Origin of the sequence: Frankia nepalensis (assembly GCF_016786325.1) — a bacterium.
Classification (GTDB): domain Bacteria; phylum Actinomycetota; class Actinomycetes; order Frankiales; family Frankiaceae; genus Pseudofrankia; species Pseudofrankia nepalensis.
Map to the genome: position 1 here is coordinate 43,336 of NZ_JADWYU010000195.1, position 24,233 is coordinate 67,568.

General features: G+C 69.0%; 22 protein-coding genes. 16 read left to right on the forward strand and 6 right to left on the reverse strand.

The window, feature by feature from the left end:
• Together I6A81_RS29610 and I6A81_RS29615 are read left to right on the forward strand one after the other, a co-directional pair.
• Positions 1-1,661 (forward strand): hypothetical protein (locus I6A81_RS29610; RefSeq protein ID WP_238428065.1); only part of this gene is annotated, 1,661 nt, incomplete at its 5' end.
• A 1,537-nt stretch (positions 1,662-3,198) separates the two neighbouring features.
• Entirely contained in the window at positions 3,199-3,738 is a 540-nt protein-coding gene (locus I6A81_RS29615) for a metallophosphoesterase family protein (protein ID WP_202998987.1), read from the forward strand.
• Positions 3,739-3,784: 46 nt separating this feature from the next.
• Here I6A81_RS29615 and I6A81_RS29620 read toward each other — a convergent pair whose 3' ends face one another.
• The gene (locus I6A81_RS29620) at positions 3,785-4,069 is read right to left on the reverse strand and encodes a helix-turn-helix domain-containing protein (protein ID WP_202998988.1); all 285 of its coding nucleotides are present in this window, start codon (positions 4,067-4,069) and stop codon (positions 3,785-3,787) included.
• A gap of 809 nt (positions 4,070-4,878) precedes the next feature.
• Between I6A81_RS29620 and I6A81_RS45145 the strand changes: the two genes are divergently transcribed.
• Genes I6A81_RS45145 through I6A81_RS29660 form a run of 8 tightly spaced genes read left to right on the forward strand, consistent with a single transcriptional unit; the run spans position 4,879 to position 12,789 of the window.
• Positions 4,879-5,919 carry a TOMM precursor leader peptide-binding protein gene (locus I6A81_RS45145; protein WP_202998990.1) on the forward strand — a complete coding sequence of 347 codons (1,041 nt, stop codon included), beginning with the start codon at positions 4,879-4,881 and terminating at the stop codon, positions 5,917-5,919.
• Between the two features lie 11 nt (positions 5,920-5,930).
• Entirely contained in the window at positions 5,931-6,725 is a 795-nt protein-coding gene (locus I6A81_RS29630; RefSeq protein WP_202998992.1) for a nitroreductase family protein, read from the forward strand.
• Positions 6,709-7,590 carry a SagB family peptide dehydrogenase gene (locus I6A81_RS29635; protein ID WP_202998994.1) on the forward strand — a complete coding sequence of 294 codons (882 nt, stop codon included), beginning with the start codon at positions 6,709-6,711 and terminating at the stop codon, positions 7,588-7,590. Before I6A81_RS29630 ends, I6A81_RS29635 begins: the two co-directional genes overlap by 17 nt.
• Before the next feature lie 3 nt (positions 7,591-7,593).
• A complete protein-coding gene (locus I6A81_RS29640) occupies positions 7,594-8,325 on the forward strand; it encodes a CPBP family intramembrane glutamic endopeptidase (RefSeq protein WP_202998996.1) in 732 nt (243 codons plus the stop codon).
• Positions 8,294-9,586 (forward strand): amidohydrolase family protein, encoded by a 1,293-nt coding sequence (locus tag I6A81_RS29645; RefSeq protein ID WP_202998998.1) that lies wholly within the window; start codon positions 8,294-8,296, stop codon positions 9,584-9,586. The genes I6A81_RS29640 and I6A81_RS29645 overlap by 32 nt, the downstream gene beginning before the upstream one ends.
• Positions 9,583-10,518 carry an ABC transporter ATP-binding protein gene (locus tag I6A81_RS29650; protein WP_202999000.1) on the forward strand — a complete coding sequence of 312 codons (936 nt, stop codon included), beginning with the start codon at positions 9,583-9,585 and terminating at the stop codon, positions 10,516-10,518. Before I6A81_RS29645 ends, I6A81_RS29650 begins: the two co-directional genes overlap by 4 nt.
• A complete protein-coding gene (locus I6A81_RS29655) occupies positions 10,511-11,311 on the forward strand; it encodes an ABC transporter permease (protein WP_202999001.1) in 801 nt (266 codons plus the stop codon). The genes I6A81_RS29650 and I6A81_RS29655 overlap by 8 nt, the downstream gene beginning before the upstream one ends.
• Complete coding sequence (locus I6A81_RS29660; RefSeq protein ID WP_202999002.1) at positions 11,308-12,789, forward strand: YcaO-like family protein; 1,482 nt, start codon at positions 11,308-11,310, stop codon at positions 12,787-12,789. Before I6A81_RS29655 ends, I6A81_RS29660 begins: the two co-directional genes overlap by 4 nt.
• Positions 12,790-13,111: 322 nt before the next feature.
• Here the strand turns inward: I6A81_RS29660 and I6A81_RS29665 are convergent, their stop codons facing one another.
• The gene (locus I6A81_RS29665; RefSeq protein ID WP_202999003.1) at positions 13,112-13,795 is read right to left on the reverse strand and encodes a calcium-binding protein; all 684 of its coding nucleotides are present in this window, start codon (positions 13,793-13,795) and stop codon (positions 13,112-13,114) included.
• A gap of 550 nt (positions 13,796-14,345) precedes the next feature.
• On the opposite strand from I6A81_RS29665, the gene I6A81_RS29670 reads away from it, so the two are divergent.
• Positions 14,346-15,158: a uroporphyrinogen decarboxylase/cobalamine-independent methonine synthase family protein gene (locus I6A81_RS29670; protein WP_202999004.1), complete on the forward strand. Its 813-nt coding sequence runs from the start codon at positions 14,346-14,348 to the stop codon at positions 15,156-15,158.
• A 265-nt stretch (positions 15,159-15,423) separates the two neighbouring features.
• Here I6A81_RS29670 and I6A81_RS29675 read toward each other — a convergent pair whose 3' ends face one another.
• Positions 15,424-16,569 carry an epoxide hydrolase family protein gene (locus tag I6A81_RS29675; RefSeq protein ID WP_202999005.1) on the reverse strand — a complete coding sequence of 382 codons (1,146 nt, stop codon included), beginning with the start codon at positions 16,567-16,569 and terminating at the stop codon, positions 15,424-15,426.
• An 83-nt stretch (positions 16,570-16,652) separates the two neighbouring features.
• Between I6A81_RS29675 and I6A81_RS29680 the strand changes: the two genes are divergently transcribed.
• Complete coding sequence (locus I6A81_RS29680; RefSeq protein ID WP_202999006.1) at positions 16,653-17,630, forward strand: helix-turn-helix transcriptional regulator; 978 nt, start codon at positions 16,653-16,655, stop codon at positions 17,628-17,630.
• Between the two features lie 523 nt (positions 17,631-18,153).
• On the opposite strand, the gene I6A81_RS29685 is transcribed toward I6A81_RS29680, so the two are convergent.
• A complete protein-coding gene (locus tag I6A81_RS29685; RefSeq protein WP_202999008.1) occupies positions 18,154-18,549 on the reverse strand; it encodes a hypothetical protein in 396 nt (131 codons plus the stop codon).
• Between the two features lie 358 nt (positions 18,550-18,907).
• Between I6A81_RS29685 and I6A81_RS29690 the strand changes: the two genes are divergently transcribed.
• Positions 18,908-19,141: a hypothetical protein gene (locus I6A81_RS29690; RefSeq protein ID WP_202999010.1), complete on the forward strand. Its 234-nt coding sequence runs from the start codon at positions 18,908-18,910 to the stop codon at positions 19,139-19,141.
• Between the two features lie 64 nt (positions 19,142-19,205).
• The gene (locus I6A81_RS29695) at positions 19,206-19,865 is read left to right on the forward strand and encodes a peroxiredoxin (protein ID WP_202999012.1); all 660 of its coding nucleotides are present in this window, start codon (positions 19,206-19,208) and stop codon (positions 19,863-19,865) included.
• 229 nt (positions 19,866-20,094) lie between these two features.
• On the opposite strand, the gene I6A81_RS29700 is transcribed toward I6A81_RS29695, so the two are convergent.
• On the reverse strand, positions 20,095-20,541 hold the full coding sequence (locus I6A81_RS29700) for a hypothetical protein (protein ID WP_202999014.1): 447 nt from the start codon (positions 20,539-20,541) through the stop codon (positions 20,095-20,097).
• Between the two features lie 141 nt (positions 20,542-20,682).
• Between I6A81_RS29700 and I6A81_RS29705 the strand changes: the two genes are divergently transcribed.
• Positions 20,683-21,099 (forward strand): NAD(P)/FAD-dependent oxidoreductase, encoded by a 417-nt coding sequence (locus tag I6A81_RS29705; protein WP_202999016.1) that lies wholly within the window; start codon positions 20,683-20,685, stop codon positions 21,097-21,099.
• A 664-nt stretch (positions 21,100-21,763) separates the two neighbouring features.
• Complete coding sequence (locus tag I6A81_RS29710) at positions 21,764-23,029, forward strand: hypothetical protein (RefSeq protein ID WP_202999018.1); 1,266 nt, start codon at positions 21,764-21,766, stop codon at positions 23,027-23,029.
• A gap of 544 nt (positions 23,030-23,573) precedes the next feature.
• Here I6A81_RS29710 and I6A81_RS29715 read toward each other — a convergent pair.
• Positions 23,574-24,155 carry a TetR/AcrR family transcriptional regulator gene (locus I6A81_RS29715; protein WP_202999020.1) on the reverse strand — a complete coding sequence of 194 codons (582 nt, stop codon included), beginning with the start codon at positions 24,153-24,155 and terminating at the stop codon, positions 23,574-23,576.
• Between the last annotated feature and the right edge of the window lie 78 nt (positions 24,156-24,233).

The following is a 24,233-nucleotide window of genomic DNA, read 5'->3' on the forward strand; positions in this document are numbered from 1 at the left end:
ATTTTAATCCGCCGTATAACGAGCTTCTCAAAGAGTGGAAGGTGTCGAATCCAACCGGAGCAATGAGACAGATGCAGGCGGCAGGATTCAGGTTATTGCAGGTACATCTAAACGGCTGGATGGGTCTGGCGCGTTTCTACTCGCAGCAAGAGTCGGAGCTGCTTCGGAGCCGCCTTATCTCGCATGATATCCCCCCAGAACCTCGACGCCCGGCGCTAAGAGGTATTAGCGCTACTCACTTGAGCGATTGGCGATTTCAGGCTCATCTTGTGCGCGAAGGCTCCGCCGTCTTCTCAAACCTCGATGAATACTCTGGTGTCGAGCTACGAGTATTCGGCAATGACGCTCCGCCGATTCGCGTTCCTCCAGAAGTCGCGCTGCCAAATATCCCTGCCCCGGCAACTTCCCCGTCTTCTCGGTCCCAGGATACTGCAACCAGGGATAAGTCCGCTCCGAAGGCGATACGAAAAGAGATTGAGGCTGCGCGCGAAGAGCGGCGCAAACTTGAAGAGCCTCTATCTTACCCGGCAGAGCCAACCTACGATGCCAACAACGGAACGATCACCATCGGAATGTACTCGGATGGCGCTCCCTCGCGGTGGTATCTGCATTCTGTCGAAAGTGGCAGGGTGGAGCATGGGCTGATCATCGGTGACGAGGGGGGCGGAAAATCGAACGCCTTACGCGTTGTGATTCTCGAGGCGGCCCGCTCGCAGTTGTTCCAAGTATTTCCGGCCGATCCATCAAACTCAAATCAGTTTTCCGCAAAGTGGTCGAAAGCCGTTCGGGATAAAAGACAGATCGCCACAAACCTTAGTGGCACGATAAGAAACCTCGAACTTCTGAACCGCGACATAGATAGGCGTAATGAAAGTCGTAGCCATGGATCACCAACACGGTCAAATCCGGGCATTATATTCGCGATCGATGACGCCGACGAGGCCTTTGCCAACGCCCGTGTCGCCGTACTAGCCGAAAGGATTATTAGGGACGGGGGTGAGGTTGGAATCGGTCTTGTGGCTGTGGTCCGCGATGTAGAAAAACTGGCAGTCCACAGCCGTGGACTAGTCGGAGATCTGATAGGAGTCAGGAACAAAATCGCCTTCATGCCGAAGGGGCACTATATACTGGCTGCTCTATCCGCGACCTATGGCCCTCGCCGCGGCACCGTTCTCTCCAAGGCGGTCAAAGCTACGTATGTCCTTCACTGGAATGATGTGCAGTCGACGGTGGGTCAGGTTGTAGGAATTGCTCCCCGCCATTACAGCTCGGACGAGGCCAAGATGTGGGTCCCCCGTTACTTAGGTGAGAATGCCGGGTCCCTTATCGAGTGGCAAGGCGTCGAAGGCGATCGGCGGTCGTGGTGGACGATTGACGCGATTTCGGCGCGTCAATGGTATCTCCGGTGGACGCGCGATGGCTGGACACTGATTAACGTCTACTCGGCCGGCAGTGGCGAGACCAGCTGCGCCGACGCTATCGCGTGGGCAGAGACCGCCTTGGAGTATCGATTTACGATATCTCTCGGCCGATGGAGAATTGGACCGTCCACTGGTGAGGAGAATCTCATCGCGCTCTACGCCGATACGGAAAACATCCCTCTCTCGAAAGGGCTGGCCGCTTCCAAGGTTTGGCCGACTCCGGACCTCGGTCCCGCCTAAGGATGGAGAAAGTAATAGGTAGTTATCGGCGAGCGTGGCGGCAGCTGAGCATGGTTGGATACCGGCCGCTAGACAGCCGTTTAGCATCGCCAAGCCGCGACACTGGCCGACCTGGGCGGGCAACGTCCGACGCGGTCCGGGCTGTGGGTAGCATCGCTGGATGGTGGGGGACGACAGCGGATGAATTGGATCGATCTTGCAATCGGACGATTGAGTTAATCGCCGGTTAGCCAATAGGTCAGCAGGCGCATACGACGGTTCAGGCGGACGGCGGGGGCCGGCTTTGCAAGGCAGGGATCAGGAGCGCTGCCGGTGTACCCATCTCTGTACCCGAGCCGGCGGACCGCGCCGGACGGTGGTAGACGCCGTCGGTAGCGCTCAGCTGAGCGACCGGGCGGCATGGATCGCCGCGGACATCAGTGGACGTCCCGCCCTTCCTCTTAATCCGCTGCTCAGACGAAGTCTTCACGGGATCCTACCGAACGGTCCACGGTGGCGGGCTCGCGCTACGTCTGGCCAGCTGCTCGTCCAGTGGAAAGTCGTGCAAGACAAGGCGCCGCGCAGCTTCGTCACGTTCCTGCTCCGTGAACAGGTCTTCGAACCAGGGAAGACAGGCTGCAAACTCGACGCTGGAAGCCAGCTCGCGTAGCTCCCATAACCGAGCAAACCCATACGAGGTACGTCGAGGATCGCTAAGAAGCCGTTTCGTGGCTTCAACAGCCCCGAGTTCTTCCACCATGGCAAGGAACTGCCTTGGATCATAGCCGCGGCCCCTAACTCGATCGACCTCGGACAGAACGTGACGCTGAAACTCGGTCGCAAGACTTGAATCCGGCATCTCTGGAACTTCCCTCTATCCCACAAAGAAGTCGCCACAGCTCCACGAGTCGCCCTGGCGCCGCGCGTCGAGCATGGCCCAAGGCAGGCCAGAATAGTAGTAAGTCGCCAACGATGTGTGGTGTATGCCACAAGATGTCGCAATAGAGCTAGCTTGCACCATCGAGGCCCGCGCCGGGCGCTTGCTTCGAAGCCGTCAGAGCCGTCCGCAGTTGGCCCGGGCGAGCCTGACCTCACGGCAACCCTGACGGCAACGGGGGTGGACGTCGGTGGACGACCATGGACGGCCGGGCCACCTGGCGCAGGACCGGCGGACGTCCGTGGACCGGGGCAGACTCGCCAGCCACACCTGAAAAGCGGAAGGTCGGCGGTTCGACCCCGCCCCTGCCCACCCATAGCTAGCAGGCAAGACAGAAGCCACCGGCGGCGCCGGTGGCTTCTTTGGTCTCAGTTGCCCCCGGCTACCCCGGACGATGATCGCGGTGTGTGGCGATCTGGCCCAGACCGCACGGCCGGCGGAGTTGGCGGCGCCGCGCGTGTTCCCCGACGCGCTTCCGGCGTCGGCGCTGGTCGTACCCGGCAATCATGATCTACCCGACTGGCCTGTGTGGACGCGGTTCATCCGGCCATGGCGAACCTGGCGCCGGCGCATCGACACCGACCCGCACAGCCCGATCACCCGCACCACCGACGGAGCAGATTGGTCGCCGTCGGCGTCAACACCGCCCGGCTCTGGGGCCCGCGCACCGACTGGTCACGCGGCCGGATCAACCTCCGGCAGCTGTCCGCCGTCCTGGCGGCCTTCGACGAGGCACCGAACGACGATCTACGTGTGCTCGTCGCGCACCATCCCTTTCTACTGGTCCCCTCGGCGGGCAGCCGCGGGCTGGTCGGACGATCGGGCCTCGCGCCGCGGCACCTGCGCCGGCGCGCGGACCTGCTGCTCGGCGGGCACCTGTACCAGGCCTACAGCGGTCTGGCCGACGGCCTGGTCGTCGCGCAGCGCGGCACCGCGTTCTCGAACCGGACCTCGACGAGTTCAGCTCGGCCGTTCAACGCATCGACACGTTCTTTCGCCGCACGGCCCAGCCGTACCGTCCGTGAGAAATCCAAGAGTGGAATCCAGGCCGAGCGTCCGGGTCGAAATAATTACCGTATCGGCCCGCCTCGGCCTTCGTCGGCGATGGCGCATTTGACGGTGCTGACGGTGTCGCCGAGCGTTTCTCCAGCTTGTCGGTAAGATTGGCCGTCTTCTTGCGGGCGCGGTCCGGATTCAACGGGGCGCGTCATCCACCCGTTCGCGAGCGAGAAGAATCGTACGCGCTCTGAGGTCGGGCGACGAGACCGTCCTCGTGCGCCCGCCAGGCGAGGTCGAGCTTGGTGCGGGTGGGCCGGCCGACCGCCTCGTACTTCCGCTTCACGCGGTCGAGATACTGCTTCGCGGTGCCCGGGCGAATGCCGGCCCGGCGAGCGGTCGCGTCGAGGGTGAGTCCGGCGACGTAGGCGAGAAGTACGACGGTCTCCTGTCGGGACAGGCGTGGACGCTCCAGCGGGCTGTCGTCGTCTGCCATTTTTCAGCCTCCGGTGGGCTCGGGTCAATGCCATCAGAAGTACTACGCGATCCAGGGGTATTTCTGCCGTCGAGCAGCACGAGCGCGCTGGCCAGCGCCGTACGGTTCACGGCGCCGAGCTCGCGGTGGGCGCGGCCGGGATGGGACCGGCCGAGACAGGAGCCGAGACAGGAGTCGACGGTCCGGACGCCGATGTCGAGCCGGTCGGCGATCAGGTCGCCGGTGAGGGCCTCGCCGGTGAGGCCCTCGATGGCGACGTCGGCGACTTCCCATTCGCGGGAGGCGGGCCGGTCGCCCCGGCTGGCCAACACGGGCCCCATCACGCCTCCTCACGGGTGGCCGACACGTGGTCACCGAGGTATTCGTCGCCCGGGGGTGGGCGGATTGGTCGAGGTGGATCGATTACCCGCCCTGACTGCTGGCCGTCAAGACGGCCGAACTGTCGTGTTTACCCCGGCCTCCGCGGAGCGTCTGATCTGCGTAGTGGTTCGTCGCGGGAAACCGAGCGGCGCGCCACTGAGGACGGTCCGGTGCCCGCCGGACCGTGACCATGCCGGCGACACGCCGGAAAGGAGGTGTCCCATGCTGCGCATCATCGACAAGGTCGAAGAGAAGTACTTCTCGGCCGACGCGACGGTCGCACCAGGAGGCTGGTGCTGCCACTGCCACTGCACCGTGGCGGTCTCGGCCTAGCGCCGATGGCCGGGCTCGGCGTCATGCCGGGCCCGGCCCCCTTCATGCCTGTCCAGAAAACGACACGGGCCTGTCCAGAAAACGACACGGGCTCAGACGACGACAAAGGGAGGATCGTGACGGAGCCGAATGACCAGTCAGCGCGACTGGTCCGCAATCCGCACCTCGTGGTCGTGCAGTGTACCGAAGACGAGGTCCTGGTCCGCCACGGCGCGCGGTCCCGGTATTCCCGGGTGCTGCGCGACGATGGCCGGAACCGGGCGCTGGGGCCGCTGCTGCGGGCGTTCGAACGACCCGTCGGCCCCGACGACGTGGCGAACCGGCTGGCCGACCGGATCACGCGCGAGCAGTTCGACCAGCTCGTCGCGCAGCTGAGCGACGACGGCGTCCTGGTCAAGGAGGGCTCCGGCACGTTCTCGCTGTACCGGGGCGTCGCCGGTGGGAAACCGATCGAGGGTCTCGGTGCCGCCACCGTCGGCGTCATCGGCCTGGGCCAGATCGGCGCGCAGGTCGCCGCCCAGCTCACCGAGCTGGGAGTGGGTGGCGTCGAGGCGCTCGCGGCCGGCGACGGCAAGCCCGCCGCGGCGGCATGGTCGGCGCATCTCAACGGCTCGGCCGGCGCGGTGCCGGTACGGCCGGGATCGGTCGACGACGACCCGGACACCGTCGGCGCGATCGTCGACGACACCGATGTCGTCGTCCTCGCGCTGGAGGGTTTCCGGCCGGCGCTGCTGCACCGGGTGAACCGTGTGGCGGTCGCCGCCGGCCGGCCGTGGCTGCCGGTGTACGCCGACGGCAGCGAGATGATCGTCGGTCCGCTGGTCGTGCCCGGCGAGTCGGCCTGTTACAACGAGCACGAGATCCAGCACGAGTCCTCCCGGGTCCTGCGTCGCGAATACCTGCTGTACAGCGAGGAGCAGGCCGGGCAGTCGGCGGGGGGCCTGCCCGCGCTGCTGCCGCCATTCGCCGCCATCGCGGCCTCCTGGGCTGTCGTAGCACTCATCCCGTTCCTCGCCGACGGCGCGAGCTTCCTCGTCGGCCGGGCGATCCGGATCGACTTCGAACGGCTGGAGATCACCCAGGAGCACGTGCTGCGCCTGCCACGTTGCCCGGTCTGCTCACCGCACCGTCCGGCGTTCCGGCACCCGTTCCTGTAGGGAGACCTGACGTGGCGCTCGACCACCTGCTTCGCCGGACGCTCGAACAGACGCTGATCCCGTCGCCGAACGTCACGGCCCTGGCGCCCAGCAAGGCGTCCGGCTTCGTCGACCGCGTGACCCCGGACAACGTCGACGTCGGCGAGCTGTTCCACCTCAACAGCCGGCTGTCCCGGCACCAACCCGACAACCGGCTGACCGCCGCCGAGATGGCCGACGTCCACGACTGGTACTTCACCACCTGCGGCCGGCACCGCGCCGACGACTTCGTCGGGGCGGCGAACGACGTACGCCGTCCGCACGCCGGCCTCAGCGGGCCCCTGGCCCAGGTGCTCGCCCCGTTCGGGACCGGCGGGCGGCTGGCCAGGCTGCTCTACGCCTGCGACCTGATGGTGGTGGACGGCTCGGTCGTCTGCCGGCAGCAGCCCGACGAGGACGCGCTCTGGGTGGAGCACCGGCTCGGCGGTCCGCGGGGACTCGCCGACGCCGTGCCCGACGCCGCGTCGGCCGCCGCGCTTCGCGCGACCGACCAGGTACTCGTACTGGTCGGCGTGCCGTGGCGGACGATGCTCGGCGGCGGCCCGCGCGGCTACCGCCGGATGCTCATGGACGCCGGCGTGCTACTCGACGTGGTGCTCGGGCTCGCGCAGCAGGCCGACCTGCGGCCACGGCCGGTCCTCGACTTCTACGACGACGAGATCGACACGCTGCTGCACTGCGACGGGTTGGAGCGCTCGGCTCTGGCGCTCGTGCCGCTGCTGCCACCCGCGGAGCCTCTGGAGAAATCCCATGACGACGACGCCTGACGTCATCGAGGTCGATGACACCACGATGGCCGCGGCGCTCGGGGTGCGCCCGTGCGACCTGGCGGCGCTGCGCAGCGTGGCGGACGCCAGCCGACCGGAGCCCGACGCGGCGCCCCTGCGGGTCCAGGACCTGATCCACTCCCGCCTGCGGTCGGCGGCGTGTGACGACATGATCGACCCGCGCAAGCTGCTCACGGCGCGGCCCCACCCGGTGGAACGGTCGGTGGCCGGACTACCCCTGATCGACCTGCCCGAGCCGGTGCCCCTGCCCGAGATCCCGCTCGGCGAGGTGATCGAACGGCGCCATTCCAGCACGACGCACTCGTCCGAGCCGCTGCCGCTGGCGACCCTCGCCGGGCTGCTGGACGGGGCGGCCGGGGTGCGCGACCGGCGCTACGCGTACAACACGCGGAACTTCCCGTTCCGGCGTGCGCCGTCCGCCGGCGGGTTGGCCCCGGTCGACATCTTCGTGGTGAGCAACGCGGTCGACGGGCTGCCGCAGGGCCTGTACTACTACCGGCCCTCGACCAGCCAGCTGGCCACGGTGGACACCGGAGTCATGCGGTCGAAGCTCGTCGAGCTGGGCATCGCGGCGGACTGGCTCTTCTACGCGCCGGTCGTGCTCATGCTCGGGATCTCGATGCCCCGGGTCGCCTGGAAGTACGGTGCCCGCTCCTACCGCTATGTCCACGTCGACCTGGGGGTGCTGACCCAGAACCTCTACCTGGTCGGCACCGCGCTCGGGCTCTCGACGTGTGCCGTGGCGGCGTTCGACGACGACGCCGCGAACGAGCTGACCCGGCTCGACGGGCGAGACGAGTTCGTCTCGCTGATGTTCGCCTGCGGCAAGCCGAGCGGGGGCTGATCCGTGGGCCGCCTCCTGTTCGTCGCCGCCCTCGCCCCGGTGTTCGCGACGGTCCTGGCGCTGGTCGTGTCGATGTCCATCGCGCGCGGCCGAGCCAGCGGCCGGGCGACCGTCACCGCGGTCGCGCCCCTGCTGTACGGCGGCACGGCGGTCGGGTTCGCGGTCGTCGCCGGTGCCACGGTCGGGTTCGACCCGGAGCAGCTCGGCCTCTGGCCGGCGCACCGCCCGGTCCTGCTGGTCGTCGCGCTCGGCGTCGCCGGCGTCCTGGCCGGCGTGCTCGGGTATCTCGGTGAGCTGGCCCTGGCGGACCGGGCGGCGCCGGCCGGGGCCCGGGGTACCCCGGTCGGGACGCGGGCGGTGCGCGGCTGGGCGACGAGCCCGTGGGCGCTGGTCGCGCTGGGCATCACCACCGCGGTCGCCGAGGAACTGCTCTTCCGGGGGTTCCTGCTGACCGGGTTGCGTCGAGACCTGCCGCTCGCGGCGGCGGTGGTGGTCCAGGCGGCGCTGTTCGGTCTGCACCACGGCTCGTTCGGCTGGCGGGCCATGCCCATCAAGGCGGTTCACGCCCTGGTGTGGGCGGGGCTCGCCGTGGGTGCCGGCTCGCTGGTGCCGGCCCTGGTCGCGCACCTGGTGTTCCAGCTGTTGGTGTGCCGGCGGCTGGTCAGCCGCGGCTCGACGACCTCAGCCGTGAGAGGAGGCCGTGATGACCGTGCACGAAGCGCAGCGGCTGTGTGACGGCCATACCTGGTACGACGGCGGCTGGCTGCGGATCGACGGCGGCCGGGTCGTCCAGTGGGGCGCCGGCCGGTACGACGGGGACGAAACCGTGCGCCGGCACGCCTGCCTGATGCCCGGGCTCGTCGACATGTACGCGCGGGTGACCGGGTTCGTCGACCGGATCATCCGCAACGACGCGCTCGCGCCGCACTGGGCGTGCGTGGCCCTCATGGCGGAGGCCGGGGTGACTGTCGCGCTGGATGTCGGCGGGCACCCGGAGGTGCCGGCGACGATCGCCGACCTCGCCGCGCCCGGCCGCCTCGGGCTGCGCTGGACCGGTCCGGTGCTCGACGCCCCGCCGGTGCGCGTGGAGGCGACCCGGCTGGTCCGTGACCCGGCCTCGGCCCGCCACGCCGTCGACCTGCTCGCCGCGGAGGGGGCCAGCTGGGCGCACACCGGCCCGTCGCTGCCCCCGGAGACCGTCGCGGCCGTCGTCGAGGCGGCCCGTACGCAGGGCATGAAGGTGCTTCACCATCCCGGGGCGACGACCGCCGCGGCGGCGGCACGCGCCGGGGTGCACCTCGTCGCGCACCTCCCGCTGGTACTGGCCCCGCCGGCTCGGGTGGCCGGTCCCGCCGATCTGATCAGGTCCTTCGCGGACCGGCCGGCCGGCCGCGTCGACACACTGGCGGTGCTGGCCGGCGAGGGCGTCGGGGTGGTGCCGCTGCTGCACTCCTGGCGCCGGGGGAGCGTGCTGGAGGACGCGGTCGGCGAGCCCCGGCTGGAGCGGCTCCTCGACGTCGCGCCGTTCCACCGGTACCTGCTGGACATGCGTGGACCCGGTCTCGCCTTCGGGCGCCGCTACGCCAAGAGCCATCTGGGCTACGAGCATCTCAAGGGCAAGGTGCGAGACGAGTTCGAACGCGGCTGGTCCGCGCTGCTCGACGCGCTGGCGTACGCCCACGATCACGGCGTTCTCCTGGTACCCGGCAGCGACGCGATCGGGATCTCGCTGGTCCCCGGCTTCGCGGTGCATGACGAGCTCGCCATGTGGCAGCGCGCCGGCATCCCCTGGGAGGCGTCGCTGACCAACGCGACCGGCGGCGCCGCCAGCCTCCTGCTCGGCGCGGGCACGTCGCCGTGGCACACCGGCGTGCTCGCGCTCTCCACCGATCCGGCCGGGAGCGCCGGTATGGCGGCGGTACTCGCCGGCGCCACGGTCCTGCTGCCCGCGCCGGTCGATGGCCGGGCCCGACTCGTCGAGGAGGCAACCGCATGACCGCGGTACTCGTCGTGGACGACCTGCGCAAGTCGTACCCGGGCAGGACCGTGCTCGACGGGGTCACGCTGCGGGTACACGAAGGCGAGACCATCGGGTTGGTCGGACCGAACGGTGCTGGGAAGACCACCCTCCTGGAGTGTGTCGAAGGCATCCGGCGCGCCGACTCCGGCTCGGTGACGATCGCCGGCGTCACCGCATCGGCCGCGTCGGCGGTCTTCCACCTCACGTTCGGCGCGCAGTTGCAGGAGTCGAGCCTGCCCAACCGGCTTCGCGTCGGCGAGGCGATGCGGCTGTTCGCCGCCTTCTACGACGAGCCCTGGGACATCGACGACCTCCTGGAGCGCATCGATCTCCGGGAGCAGCGACGCACCATGTACGGCAAGCTCTCCGGCGGCCAGAAGCGCCGGCTCACGCTGGCGTTGGCGTTGCTGGGCCGCCCGCCGATGGTGCTGCTGGACGAGCCGACCACCGGCCTCGACCCGCATGCCCGGCTGGAGTTGTGGGGGGTACTGGAGCGGCTGACCAGCGGCCGCACCGCGATCCTGCTGGCCACGCACGACATGCATGAGGCCCAGGAGCGCTGCGACCGGATCTACGTGCTCGACCAGGCCCGGATGGTGGCCGACGGCCCGGTGTCCCGGCTGCTCGACGAGGCCGGCCTCGTCACGAAGATCCGGTTGCCGCATCGGCCGTGGATGGACGAGGTGCTGCGGGCGGTACCCGGCTGGACCGCCTCCCGGGTCGTCGCCGCGACGCACTACGCCTACGGGGGTGCGGCGTTCGCGGGCGACGCGGCCGCCGCGCTGCGGCAGCACCTCACCGCCCGGTCCGACGAGCACGGCACACCACAGCTACTGGCGGGTATCACGACCGGCCCCGCCGACCTGGAAGATCTCTATCTCATCCGGACGGGGAGGCAATATGCGTGACGCGACACTGGCCCCGGCCGCACCCGTCGGTGTGCCGGCCCGGCGGTCGCCGCGCGGGCTCGGCCAGCTCTGCCGGACCGAGACCGTGCTGTTTCTCCGCGAGCCGGCCGCGATGTTCTTCACAATGGTGTTCCCACTCGTGCTGCTGCTCTTCGTCGGCGTGGCGTACACCGGCTCGGACGACTCCGGGACGCGGTACATCGACCTTTACGTGCCCCAGATCGTGGCCACGATCGCGGTCAACCTCGGCGTGCTCGGCGTCGCGATCAACATCGCCGAGTGCCGGGAGAGTGGCGTGCTGCGGCGCTACCGGCTCGCGCCCGTCCCGATGTGGTGGTTCTGGCTGTCGCAGGTGATCGTCGGCGTCATGATGTTCGCGGTGTCCGCGGTCATCCTGCTCGGCATCGTGTCAGCCGTCTACGGCGTCCGGTTGGACCATCCCGTGTCGTTCGCCGCGGTCACCCTGCTCGGTCTCGCGGTGTCATTCGCCATCGGCGTGCTGCTCGGCAACCTGCGGATGCCGCTGCGAAGCATCCAGATCGCCGGTACCGGTGTGTTCTTCGTGATGTTCCTCGGCTCCGGCGCGGCCCTGCCCAGGGACGCGTTTCCCGACTGGCTGCGCCTGATCACAGCCGTCAATCCCATGTCACCCATTGTCGACGCGTCCACCGACGCCTACCTCGGTCGGTCGCTGAGCCCACATCTCGTCGTCGGGCTCGGCCTGCTGGTCGTGTTCACGGTCGTACTCGTGGAAGTGGCGCGTCGCATGTCCCACCGGGAGTTGGATCGATGACCATCCTCGGCGATCCCGGATCGGCCGGGCCCCTGCGAAGCGAGTGGCTGAACCACACCGACCCGCTGCTGCGACCGAGCCTCTCCGACACCGAATTCGGCGCCATCAAAGAGGTGCTGGACTACTACCATCCACACGGGCCGCTGCGGGCCTTCACCACGTACTTCCGCTCCGGCCTCGGCAAGCCGATGTACGTCGCGCACGGACAGTACTTCGACCTCGACCATGTGCTCGGTCGCATCCTCGGGGTGCCCGGCCTGAGCACCGGTTTCGGCAGCCAGGTCTACGGCGGAGGCAAAGGCCACGACCTGTTCGGCACCACCGCGTCGTCGGTAGGGGAGGCCGTCGAGCGGGTGCTCGGCTCCCTCGCGTACGTCACGCACATGGACCGGATCGTGACCGGCTCGTACCGGGAACTGGCCGGCCGAGGGCTGCGGTGCCTGCACCCGGAGGAGTTTCCGATCTTCGCTCCGGAACAGCTGGCGACCGACACACGGTTCGAGCCGTGGACCGAGGAGACCAGGCTCGGCTGGATCCAGGGCCAACGGCTGCGGTCAGGCGAAGACGTCTACGTACCGGCGCAGCTGGTCATGCTGTTCTACCTGCACGCTCCCGACGAACCTCTGGTCGGGCTCGCGCCGAGCGGCGGCCTGGCGAGCCACATCAGCCGGCGGGACGCACTGTGGCACGGCATCCTCGAGCTGTTCGAGCGTGACGCGGTCAACCTCCGCTGGTACGGCGGGGTGCCGCTGGACCGCGTCGTGATCGACCGGCCGCTGCGCAACCCCGCGCTGCGCCGCGTCCTGGAGACCGCCGGTCAACAGCCGGGCGAGATCCAGTTCTACCTGCACAACCTCGACCTGCACGGGTACCCCGTGATCACCGCGACCGAGCGGGACCACTGGCTGCGGCGGTACAGCTACTTCGCCGGCGGGGGCGTCTCCGACGACGCCGAGGAGTCCATGCTCTCCGCGCTCACCGAGTACGCCCAGGCCGAGCGGAGCCTGCGGATCAGCCTGGCGACGCCCGACTGGGAGTTCACCGAGGCTTTTGGAAGGCAGTTCGCGATCGAGCAGGAGGCGACCGCGCATGACTTCAGCAACTACATCCAGGTGATCCCGTACTACGGATTCGAGGAGAACCGGCCGCGGGTGTCCTGGTTCTACGACGGCGGCGCCGAGGTGCCCCTCTCCGAACTGCCACAGGGCCGGGAGCACGATCCCGACGGCCGGTGGAACGCCCTCATGCGGCTGCTCGACGAGCGCCGATGGGACCCGGTCGTCTTCGACTTCTCACTCCCGCAGTTCCGGCACACCAGCCTCATGAAGGTGGTCATGCCGGAGCTGACACCGCCATACCCGCCGTCGTCCCCGGGCCTGGGAAACCCGCGCTACCGGACCGTCCCGTTCGAGTCCGGCCACCGGGACCACCCGCTGACCTTCGCCGAACTCAACAACGAGCCCCTGCCGTACCCGTAGCCGCGCCCGATGGCAGGAGAGCTCCGCGTCGTCCGGCCACGCGGCGCGGATGCCGCGCCGCTTTCGTTCCTCGGCGGTGGCGTGCCCGCGGTACGGGTCGGCTCGCGAACGAAGAACCCGCGGCGGACGGCGCCGACCGGGAGCGGGCTTGGCAGTACATCGTCGCCACCCAGCCCCGCATCGCGAAATACCAAAACAAGTCCCACGGGGAATGTCCCGTAATCCGACTTGTCCGGCAATGAAATGCTGGTTCTGTTCGTTCCGTGGCCCCCAGGCGGCCCAGCTGGGCCGCCTGGGGGCCACGGAACGAATCGACGGCCCGTCAGCCGATTTCGCAGTTATCGCCTTGTCCGGGGACGAACTGGTCCCCGGAGTCGCGCACGCACACGTCGAAGCCGTCGCCCGCGGTGAGCACGTCGAGGGCGTCGAGGTCCAGGGAATTCAGCGAGTCGTTGCCGCCCAGCCCCACCAGTACGTCCCGGTAGCCGGCGTCACCGCCTTCCAGGTTGTCCTGACCGAGGCTGCCCCACAGCTCGTCCCGTCCGGCGTCGCCGCGCAACAGGTCGTTGCCCCAGTTCGTGCCGTGGTTCACAGCGTCGCCGCCGAAGACAAGGTCGTCGCCGCTGCCGCCGAACACCCGGTCGTTGCCCATGAACCCGCGGAGGTCGTCGTTGCCTTCGCCACCGAAGATCTGGTCGTCGCCGGTCCAGCCGACGACGAAGTCGTCGCCGCCGTCGCCGCACACGACGTCGTTGCCCTCGAGACTCGCGATCCGGTCGTTGCCGCCGAGCCCGACGATCACATCGGCATCGCTCGATCCCACCAGGTAGTCCGCGCCGGCGGTGCCCACCACGGTGGCCGTCAGGCCGTTGCACTGGTAGGTGGCGGCCGACGCTGGCGACAACAGCGTCATGGCCGCGAACGGCGCGACCAACCCGGCCACGGCGATTCCGGCCACGCGACGGCGCCGCGTCCGGGCGGGCGTCGAGAACTTATCTGCATTCATGGCTGGCTCCTCCACATTGTCGGTCGAGGTGCCAACTGTCGCTGGGCAGCCTGGAGCAGCGCTGACTCGGCGCTGAAACCGCGGTCCATAGGGCTGCGCGACGAATCGCCGCGGGTACGCGCCGACAAGTCGCCAACAAGACTTTACGGCCCATCGGCATGGCCCTGAACCGACAATTGTGGGTCCAGGGCCATGCCGCGTTTCGGCGCTGGCCCGCTTGACGGCAATCCGGCGACGGCAGTCGGGGCGCAACTCCGTTACACACGGCCATGAGCCACAACCGCCAAGCCATGCCCGTCTCCGCACGCGGCGCGCAGCCTGGCGCGGCGCGCAGCCTGGCGCGGCGCGCAGCCCGGCCACGGCGTAGAGCCCGACGTTCACGATCAGGTCGAACAGGCTCTCGGCGGCGCCGCTGACGACGGGGGGCGCTGTCGCCTAGGCGATAGGTCGGGACTGCTCAAGGTGTTCTCGCGGTCAGGCCGCGGCTGTCAGTGTGGATCTGGGGGACCGAGCGCCGCGATTCATGGCCCGTTTGATCCTGGAGTCTGCGATGGCCCTTGGCGGAAGCCCTGGCGCGCCGGTGGATTCGGACACCCGGCCCGGGTCGGGCTGGCGTGGCTCGTTCGCGGGCGTCGCCACGGTGGTCAGTCTGGTGCTCGCCCTCGCGACCGGCTGCTCAGGAGACGGAGACGGGGACGCCGGCTCCGGGATGAGCTCGGGTCCTTCCGCGTCGACCAGGCCGAGCACGGAACCCGCCGCGGCGTTCACCGCGTTGCCGGACCTGTGCGCGGCGTTCGACCCGGAGGCGTACCTGGACGTCGGGTTCAACGCGGCCGTGGAACGCGGGGTGAACGGCACGATGACCCCGATCAGCCTGCACACACCGGGCGAGGCCGCCGGATGCGTGATCATCCTGCCGGACGACAATCCGGGGCCGCGTGTTCACCCGGGCGCGCCGGTGTCGACCGTAGACGGTGTGCACACGCTGCTCACGGTCACCGTCACGCTCGCCCCTGACAGTGACGGCGAGGCCCTCTATCTGCGGACGCTCGACGCGCGCCGCGGTGCCGCCGACGCCAGAGTCGACCCGCACACCGGGCCGTGGTCAGCGGCCAGCCAGGTCACCTCCGTCGAAGACCTCTGCCCGGCGCGCTGGCACACCTGGACGCTGCTGGCCTGGCAGGCCAACGCCGTCTTCGAGGGCACGTACCACAACCTCGCGCCCTGCGACGACGGTTCCCCGTCCAGCGCGGGCCCGATCGACGACCTGATCCACGATCTGTCCTTCACCGTTGACTTCGACGAGGTGATGGCCCTGCTCCACGACGACCTCGGCGCCGTCACCGACGCCAGCCACACCTGAAGCCGCGTTCCTGGGTGTCGAGGTGGATCGGTGCCCGCGGCCAGATCTGGCGGAAGCCCCACTCGACTCGCATGATTTCCGCCTCGCGTACCGGCACGGGCGCTGTGACCGGAGCACCCACCAGTTGCGGGGCCGACCCGTCAGACCGGGCCAGGGTTCCGGAGGCGATGTGGGCGGACAGCACAGGCTGGCCGAAGCCCCCGGCGATCGCCGGGGGCTTCGTAGTCTCAGGCCTTGGCGAAGGACTCAGCCCTTGGCGAAGGACTCAGGCCTTGGCGAAGAAGGTCCGCAGGTCGGCGACGACGTCCTCGGGAACCTCGAGGGCCGCGAAGTGGCCGCCGCGGGGGAACTCCGACCAGTGCACGATGTTCGCGTTGTCCCGCTCGGCGAACGCCCGGATCGTCTGGAAGTCGTCCTTGAAGACGGCGACGCCGATCCGGCCTTGGCTGACCACGGGATCGGTGCCGGAGCGCTGCTCCTCGTAGTGGTAGCGGGCGGCCGTGGCGTAGGTGTTCGTCAGCCAGTAGAGGCTGGCCTGGGCTAGCACCTGCTCGGGTCGCACGAGGCTGGTGCCGTTGCCGAAGTTCTCGAACAGCTCGCTGTAGGCCAGCACGGCGACGGGTGAGTCGGCGAGGGCGGCGCCGATCGTCTGGGGCCGGGTGGCGTTCATCTGGTTGTAGCCGCCGACGCTCTGGAACCACTGGAGGTGGCCCAGGGCGGCGTACTCCTTCTCGCCGAACCCGTCCATCTCGCCGGGCGCGCCGGTCGGGAAGGAGAACAGGTGCAGCACGTGGGCGCCGAGGAAGCCCTCGGGGTTGCGCACGGCGAGTTCGCGGGAGACCATCGCGCCGCCGTCGCTGCCGTGGATGCCGTAGGAGTCGTAGCCGAGCCGCCGCATCAGCACGTCGTAGGCCGCGGCGACCCGTGCCATCGTCCAATCGCCGCCGATCAGCGGCGTCGAGAAACCGAAGCCGGGCATCGACGGGATCACGACGTCGAACGCGTCCTCGGCGCGGCCGCCGTGGGCGACCGGGTCGACGAGCGGGCCGATCATGTCCAGGTAGTCCAGGACCGAGCCCGGGTAGGTGTGCGCCAGCAGCAGCGGCCGCGCCCCCGGGACCTCGGATCGGACATGGGTGAAGTGGATGGTCTGCCCGTCGATCTCAGTCACGAAGTTCGGGTGGGCGTTGATGCGGGCTTCGACCTCGCGCCAGTCGAACGCCTGCCAGCGCTCGACCATGTCGCGCAGATAGGACACCGGCGTGCCGTAGTCCCACGAGTCGCCGGGAGCCGCGGGCGCAAAGCGGGTGCGCGCCAGGCGTTCGCGGAGGTCATCGAGGTCAGCCTGCGGGACCTCGACGCGGAAGGGACGGATCTCGGTGGTGTCGCCGGTGGTCGCGCTGGTGATCATCGTCTGTCTCCCGTTCCCGGATGGGCTGGTGTCTCAACCATAGGAGCGGTTCAGGAACGTTTCGTTCCGCTATTCTGACCGATGTGCGCGAGACGTCTGCCCGCCTGCTGGCCCTGCTTGGGCTGCTGCAGTCACGCGTCGACTGGTCCGGCGCCGAGCTCGCCGAGCGCCTCGACGTCACCGACCGCACGGTGCGCAAGGACATCGCGCGGCTGCGGGAACTCGGCTACCCGGTTGACGCCGTCCGCGGGCCGGGCGGGCGCTACCGGCTCGGCGCGGGCGCCAAGCTGCCGCCGCTGCTGCTTGACGAGGACGAGGCGGTGGCCGTGGCGGTCGCGTTGCGCGCGGCGACCGGAATGGCCGGGTTCGAGGAGACCAGCGGCCGCGCGCTCACCAAGCTCGAGCAGGTGCTGCCCGACAAGCTGCGCCGCCGGCTGGCCGCGCTGCGCCAGGCCACCAGCGCCGGCCCGGTCAACACAGACTCCAACGTCGAGGACCCGGCCGCGGACCCGAACCTGCTCTATGAGCTGGCCGCCGCGATCCGCGACCACCGGAGCCTGCGCTGCGACTACCGCGACCAGCGCCTCGAGATCGAGCCCTACCACCTGGTCGGCTGGCAGCGGCGCTGGTACCTGGTCGGCCGCGACCCGGCGACCGGCACGTGGGCGCCGTACCGGGTGGACTGGCTGCGGCCGCGGACGGGCGGACGCCGGTTCACGCCTGCCTCGTTTCCCGGCGACCTGACCGAGTTCGTGGTCCGCGAGGTCGCCCGCACCGGCTGGGCGGTGGGCGCCCGAATCCGCGTGCACGCGTCCGCCGAGGAGGTACTCGCTCGGATCAACCCGGCCGTCGGCACCGTCGAGGCGATCAGCGACACCGAGTCCGTCCTGGTCACCGGAGGCGACAGCTTCGAGGTCGTCGCCGTCTGGATCAGCATGCTCGGCCTGGACTTCTCGGTCACCGAGCCGCCCGAGCTGGTCGCGAATCTGCGGACCCTCTCGCGGCGCTACGCGCGGGCGATCGGCGACGCGGACGGCTCCGCGGCCGGGAATCGGAAGTAACCGGCCCGCGCCACGCCTGCCGAGCTTCGCCCTTGTGGCAGTGAATGCCGCGCACGCCGCCACTGTGGCCGACTTCGCCGTGCGGTGACGACCTGGATGGTCCCCCTACAGACGCCCGCGAGGGCGCCGGCTCATGGGGTCAGGTGGCCAGTTCCAGGCCAGCCGAACAAGCACCACCCGTCGGCCCTGGCGGGCCGTCGGCCGGGTCGGGCCGTGACATTCGAGGCGACCCGGCGCGTCAACCGCGCGAGCCACAGTGCGGCGATCGCGCCGGCCTTGCCATTCCGAGGGCCTATTGCGGTCCGGCTGTTCAGCTCCTGGGCCTTCAGGCAGTCTCGTGTACGCCGGAATCTGTCGGATTTCCGTCAGGCTTCGCCTTCTGTCGGATTTCTGACAGATTTCGTCGTCGGCCGGTGCCCGTCACGGCGCCGGGCCGACGACACCCGTGCCGTGGGCCCGGCGCGCCGCGACGGCCGAGCCCACGGGGTCGCCGGAGGACTCGAATGCTCCGGCGAACGGTAGATCAGTTGCAGGCGTTCTGCAGCTCGGTACCCGCGCTGATCAGCGCGGTGTTGTCCGGCATCTGCGGGGTCGTGGACGTGGAGTTGGCGAGGCCCTCGACGAACGTGCCCAGGTCGTCCACCGCCTGGGCGACCTTCAGGCCGGCGGTCTTCACGTCACCGCTCGCGCCGTTGGCGCTGGCCCGGATCGCCTCCGCCTGCTCGTGGTAGGTCTTCCCCATCGCGGTGGGGTCGCTGACCTGCGACGCGGTGGTCGTGTTGAGATCCTCGATGCTCTGCTCGATCGACGAGCACGCGGCGTCGTTGTCGCCGCTGCTCGAACAGGCAGCGGCCGTCACTCCGAGAGCACCGACGAGAGTCACGGCGGCGAACGCCTTCGTCAGACGATTGGGGGTCATCGACATACGAAGTTCCTTTTCTTCCTGAACCGGGGAGCATTCAGATAATTTGGGTGATCACGGGAACCTGGGCGCATAGTACAAGACGGATCATTGTCGGACAAACGGCCGACTCTTCCGCGTGGAGACCGGCCGCGGCCGCTTCTTCGGCGGTGTGGTTCGATCGGTGGTCGCTCACCGACCGGATGGCCGGTGAGCCGCGAGGCCGGCCTGTCGGTGCCCCTCTCGACGCCTCCGTCGGAGCGGCGCCGGGTCGCCGGGGCGCCAGGGCTCGAGGGCTCGGGGGCAACATGGACGACTACGGACGTACGCCGCCGCGGCGCGCCGGGCCCAGGACGCCGACGCCAACCACGGCGCCATGGAGCTCTGTCGGGACGGGCTGCCGCCCGAGGACGTCTACGAGGACCGGGCGGCCGGCGGCGTCACCGGCAGCGTCGACGCGGCCGACGGCGACCTGGCGCGGGCCCGGTCGCGGCTCCAGGCGGCCGCGACGCTGGACGAGAAGGCCGAGCAGCCCTTCTGGGTGACGTGCTCACGGCGCCAGGCGACCGCCGCGGCGCCAGGGAGCACTCAGGGAACGGGGCGTTCGTAGAGTTCTTCTTGACCCGACAGAACCCGGCGCCGCGCGCCGGACCCTCTCACCGACGGAGACAACGATGACTCTGACCATCGGCGACACCGCCCCTGACTTCGTGGCCGCGACCACGGAGGGCTCGATCTCCTTCCACGACTGGATCGGCGACTCGTGGGCGGTGCTCTTCTCGCACCCGAAGAACTTCACGCCCATCTGCACGACCGAGCTGGGCTACGTCGCGTCGATCAAGCCGGAGTTCGACCGCCGCGGCGTGAAGATCATCGGCTTGTCGGTCGACCCGGTCGAGCTGCACGAGGGCTGGGCCAAGGACATCGAGGAGACGCAGGGCACCGCGCCCAACTACCCGCTGATCGGGGACGCCGACTTCACGATCTCGAAGGCGTACGGCATGCTGGGCGCCGACGTCAGCGGCGACCCAGCCGACCGCACCGCCGCGGACAACCAGACCGTGCGCAACGTCTTCGTCATCGGGCCGGACAAGAAGATCAAGCTGATCCTGGTCTACCCGATGACCACCGGCCGCAACTTCGACGAGGTCCTGCGGGTGATCGACTCGCTGCAGCTGACGGCGAAGCACAAGGTCGCCACCCCGGTGAACTGGAAGCAGGGCGAGGACGTCGTGATCGCCGGCTCGGTGAACAACGAGCAGGCCAAGGAGATCTTCGGCACCTGGGAGGCGCCGAAGCCCTACCTGCGCATCGTCCCGCAGCCGGGCGCCTGACCAGGCGCTTCTGAGGCGCGGTCGGCACCGCCACACGACACCTCGGAGTTCGAACATGCGAGTGCTGGCGCTGGGAGCTGGATTCGGGGGCTGGAGCTGACGGCCCGGCTGTCCGAGGAGCTGAGTGATGACATCGAGATCGTCCTGGTCGACCAGGCGGACGGTTTCGTGTTCGGCTGCTCCAAGCTCGACGTGATGTTCGGTGTACCACCGAGGACGCGGTGCTCCGTTACCGAGACGAGGTCAGGCCCGGGGTGCGGTTCGTGCAGGCCGCGATCCGCGCCATCGATCCCGAGGCCCGGCGGTCGAGACGGATGCCGGCCCGTTCGAGGGCGACATCATGGTCGTCGCGCTCGGCGCCGACCTGCACCCGGCGGCGGCGACGCCAGGGCTCGTCGTCGAGGCCGGGCACGAGTTCTACACCGTGGCGGGCGCGTTCGCGACGCGGGCGGTGCTGGACCAGTTCGGCGGCGGGCGGGTGGTCGGCCGTCACCTCGACGCCGTTCGAATGCCCGCCAGCGCCGAGCGAGACGACCCTGCTGGTCCACGACTTCCTGGTCGGTCGTGGCCTGCGGGAGTCCAGCGAGATCTCGCTGGTCATGCCGCTCGGCGCGCCCATCCCACCGTCGCCCGCCGCGTCGGAGGCGTTGCTCGCGGCCTTCGCGGAACGCGGCATCGCCTGGCATCCACAGCGGCTGGTACGCGCGCTCGACCCGGCCCGCCGGGTCGCGATGCTCTCCGACGGCGACGAAATGCCATTCGACCTGTTCCTCGGCGTCCCGGTGCACAGGGCTCCGAAGGTGGTACAGGACTCGGGATGTGCGTCGACGGCTGGATCCCGGTCGATGCACGCACCCTCGAGACCGCGTTCGCGAACGTGTACGCAGTCGGCGATGTCACGAGCGTGGGCACGCCCAAGGCCGGTGTCTTCGCCGAAGGGCAGGCGGCGGTCGCCGACGAGATCATCACCCGACACCACGGGCAGCCGACCTCGTCGACATACGACGGACGAGGAATCTGCCACATCGAGTTCGGCGGCGACCGGGTGGCCCGCGTCGACGTCACCTTCCGCGGCCGACAGCGGCCGAGCGGAGCTTCGACGACCCGCCCGCGCTGTACGTCGAAGACAAGGCCAAGTTCGGATCGAGTCGGATCCAGCGGTGGTTCCCGTGACTGGACCGGCCGCGCACCAGCCGGTTCGGTGACCACCCGCGTCGGCTACCCGCGCCGCTGATCTCGCGCCGCGGGTGGCCGGTGGCCGGTGGCCGGCGATGGCCGACCAGGCGCCGGGGTAACCGAGGCCGGGCAGGGCGTCCCTGATCTCGTGCTGTTCCGCCAACGGGGCCAGGAATTTGGATCACCAAATCCGTCGGGACGCGGCGCTCCTCAATGATTCAAGCGGATCCAGTCGATCGTGGATCTGTGCAGCACAGACTGGCGCGATCCACACCCGTTCACCGCTTGTGGCGACAAACGATACACAACCAGGGGTAGCGAACCCCATCACCCCGCCCTGGCGGCGGCGGTGGCCTATGACCCACGGCGACAGGGCCATGGGCGTACAGCCGGAGCGGCGAGTTGCCGAGGCACGAAATAGGCGCCCCAGGCGGGGGCCGAGCCAGGACAAAGGCCATCGCGGAGGATGGACAGGGCCGCCGAGGGTTCGCCTTCGTTACTCCGAGACAGCTTTTACTGAGGGTCGCCATCGTACCGGCAGGCAGATACCCAGATCGCCGCCCACAGCATTCCCGCAGCCTTCAAAACGTGCCAGAAGAGACGTTCGAGGCCGCGGGCAACACGCCCGGTTCTCGCTGCCACCGCCAAGGCCCACGCCGACTTATGTTGTCGCCCGCAGAAACACGCCGCCACAAGGTCAGCAGCCATCGGAAAGGTTCTGGATGACAAAGATAATTGGGCAGCGAGCGGCCATCCTGGCCGCATCGAGCCTCGTGTCCGTCGCCGTGGCTCTCGGCTCGGGCGCGACGGCCGCGCAGGCTTTGGAGCCGAAGCACGGCCCGACGCTGAAGAAAGAGAAGGAGTCTGTAACCTTCGAGAAGGTCGTCTGGTTCGACAACAAGAATAAGAAGCACCACGAGAATAAGCATTGGGACCCTCGCGGCGACTACAGCGACTATGCGGACGAGGGCGACGAGGAATACGGCTACGACGACTACCCGGGCTACGCGGACGACACCGACCAGGAAGAGAGCTACGACGACCAGTCCTGGCTCGCCGACGCGGTCGATCCCGCTGGCGCTGCCGATCCCACCGGGGCCGTCGATCCCATCGAGGCCGTCGATCCCGCCACGGATGTCGCTCCCATGGGGACCGTCGATCCCGCCGCCGCGGCGCTGCTGGCGCCCATGCAGGACGGCTACTACGAGAAGGACCACCACAAGAACATCAAGAAAAAGAAGATCACGGCCAAGCTCGAGAAGGTCATCTGGTTCGACAACAAGGACAAGAAGCACCACCGTTACAGCGACCCATACGGCCACCCGTACGGCAACGAGTACGGCGACGAGTACGGCGACGAGGGCGAGGACGGCCAGCTCGAGCTCGCCGACCTGGCCGGGCCCGCCACGGCTGCCGATCCCGTCGGGGCCGTCGATCCCATCGAGGCCGTCGATCCCGCCGCCGCGGCGCTGCTGGCGCCCATGCAGGACGGCTACTACGAGAAGGACCACCACAAGAACATCAAGAAAAAGAAGATCACGGCCAAGCTCGAGAAGGTCATCTGGTTCGACAACAAGGACAAGAAGCACCACCGTTACAGCGACCCATACGGCCACCCGTACGGCAACGAGTACGGCGACCCGTACGGCAACGAGTATGGCGACGAGTACGGCGACGAGTACGGCGACGGCTTCGGTTACGCGGCCCCTGGGATCGCGGGCCCGGACGGGGTCGGCGCCTACCAGCCAGCCGGTTACTTCCCCGACCACCGCAAGCACGACAAGGCGATCGCCAAGAAGAAGATCAAGGTCACCTTCGAGAAGGTGCTCTGGTTCAGCAAGCACCGGGGGGACCGTAGCGGCCATTACCCGGGGGATTGGAGCCCCGCGGCGGGACAGCCCTCCTTGGTCGCTCCCGCGCCGGCGACATCTCCTGTTCCGGTCCTGCCGGCGCCGGCGCCGGTTCCAGGGCCCGCGCCGGCGGTGTAGCGGCATAGCGGTGTGAACAACGATCGGCTTTGGTAGAACGGACAGTGTTAGATTCCAGCGGAAAACCGACACTTCTTCGGAACGCCACCGGTAGACCCCGGTGGCGCTCTCCGTTTGAGGACGGTAGGCGATTTCTGCGGCAGCGGCCAGCCGAGCCGGCGCTCCCCGGCCCCATCGGCGGACGATGGTATACAGCCGGCGGACTCACCGGGGCGACGACCGGATGGCGCCGGTGTATCCCAAGTCGGGCAGGCCTTCGATCATGTCGCGCGGTTCCGCCGACGGGAGGCCAGGAAACGGAATCGCCAAACCCATCGGGGCATCGCTCTCCTCGATGGTTCACGCGGATCCAGTCGATCGTGGACCTGCGCGGCAGGGACCGACGCGATCTGCGCCTGTTCACCGCGCACCAACAACCGGTAAATGACCAGGAGTAGCCGTCCCGACCGCCTCACTTCGCCGGCGACAGCGGCCGGCGGCCCAGGGCGGGCACGGTCATCGGTGGATAGCCGGGGGTGATCGCTGAGGCCGGAGCGTGGGCGTCTCAGGCAGTGGCTGGGCGGGGGCGGAGGCCGTCGCGGAGGATGGCCAGGGTGCGGTGGGGGTTGGCGCCTTGGTTCGCGTGGTGGCGTAGAGCGAGCAGCACGCCGGACAGAACGGCCGTGAGGTCGGCAATGTCGATGTCGTCGCGGATGGCGCCGCTGGCCTGAGCGCGGGCCAGGAGGTGGCCGATCTCCTCCCAAAGGCCCGCCGTCGTCGTGGCGACCGTCGTCTGCAACTCGGCGCCCGCGCTGGCGATGGCGTCGATGAGGTCCGCCTTTGTCGCGGCGTCGGTCACGAGACGTTCGACGAACGCGAACAGGGCCGCGCCGGCATCGTCGGCACGGCGCAGCGCGCGCGCCTCGGCCAGGAGCGGATCGAGCCGCTCGTGCACGACGGCCTCGAACAGCGCCTCCTTGGTCGGGAAATGACGATAGAGGGTGCCCGGTCCCACGCCCGCGCGGCGCGCGATCTCGTCCAGCGAGACGGACAGCCCCTCGGCGGCGAACGCGTCCCTCGCCGCCTGCAACAGCCGGTCCCGGTTGCGCCGGGCGTCCGCGCGCAGCGGCCGGCTCTCCGCCACCATCCCGGGCCTCCTCGCCTCGAACCGGCACAACCGGGGCGCAGTCTCCGGTATGGTCGGCTAACCGGGGCGCACTCTCCG

Bases quoted from the DNA above. Each gene is read 5' to 3' on its own strand.
- I6A81_RS29620 (WP_202998988.1), bottom strand. From the start codon at position 4,069: ATGGCAGACGACGACAGCCCGCTGGAGCGTCCACGCCTGTCCCGACAG.
- I6A81_RS29685 (WP_202999008.1), bottom strand. From the start codon at position 18,549: ATGACCCCCAATCGTCTGACGAAGGCGTTCGCCGCCGTGACTCTCGTC.
- I6A81_RS29675 (WP_202999005.1), bottom strand. From the start codon at position 16,569: ATGATCACCAGCGCGACCACCGGCGACACCACCGAGATCCGTCCCTTC.
- I6A81_RS29645 (WP_202998998.1), top strand. From the start codon at position 8,294: ATGACCGTGCACGAAGCGCAGCGGCTGTGTGACGGCCATACCTGGTAC.
- I6A81_RS29695 (WP_202999012.1), top strand. From the start codon at position 19,206: ATGACTCTGACCATCGGCGACACCGCCCCTGACTTCGTGGCCGCGACC.
- I6A81_RS29715 (WP_202999020.1), bottom strand. From the start codon at position 24,155: ATGGTGGCGGAGAGCCGGCCGCTGCGCGCGGACGCCCGGCGCAACCGG.
- I6A81_RS29690 (WP_202999010.1), top strand. From the start codon at position 18,908: ATGGAGCTCTGTCGGGACGGGCTGCCGCCCGAGGACGTCTACGAGGAC.
- I6A81_RS29650 (WP_202999000.1), top strand. From the start codon at position 9,583: ATGACCGCGGTACTCGTCGTGGACGACCTGCGCAAGTCGTACCCGGGC.
- I6A81_RS29655 (WP_202999001.1), top strand. From the start codon at position 10,511: ATGCGTGACGCGACACTGGCCCCGGCCGCACCCGTCGGTGTGCCGGCC.
- I6A81_RS29660 (WP_202999002.1), top strand. From the start codon at position 11,308: ATGACCATCCTCGGCGATCCCGGATCGGCCGGGCCCCTGCGAAGCGAG.
- I6A81_RS29710 (WP_202999018.1), top strand. From the start codon at position 21,764: ATGACAAAGATAATTGGGCAGCGAGCGGCCATCCTGGCCGCATCGAGC.
- I6A81_RS29705 (WP_202999016.1), top strand. From the start codon at position 20,683: ATGTGCGTCGACGGCTGGATCCCGGTCGATGCACGCACCCTCGAGACC.
- I6A81_RS29670 (WP_202999004.1), top strand. From the start codon at position 14,346: ATGGCCCTTGGCGGAAGCCCTGGCGCGCCGGTGGATTCGGACACCCGG.
- I6A81_RS29700 (WP_202999014.1), bottom strand. From the start codon at position 20,541: ATGCCGCGTTCCGCGAAGGCCGCGAGCAACGCCTCCGACGCGGCGGGC.
- I6A81_RS29665 (WP_202999003.1), bottom strand. From the start codon at position 13,795: ATGAATGCAGATAAGTTCTCGACGCCCGCCCGGACGCGGCGCCGTCGC.
- I6A81_RS29635 (WP_202998994.1), top strand. From the start codon at position 6,709: ATGACGACGACGCCTGACGTCATCGAGGTCGATGACACCACGATGGCC.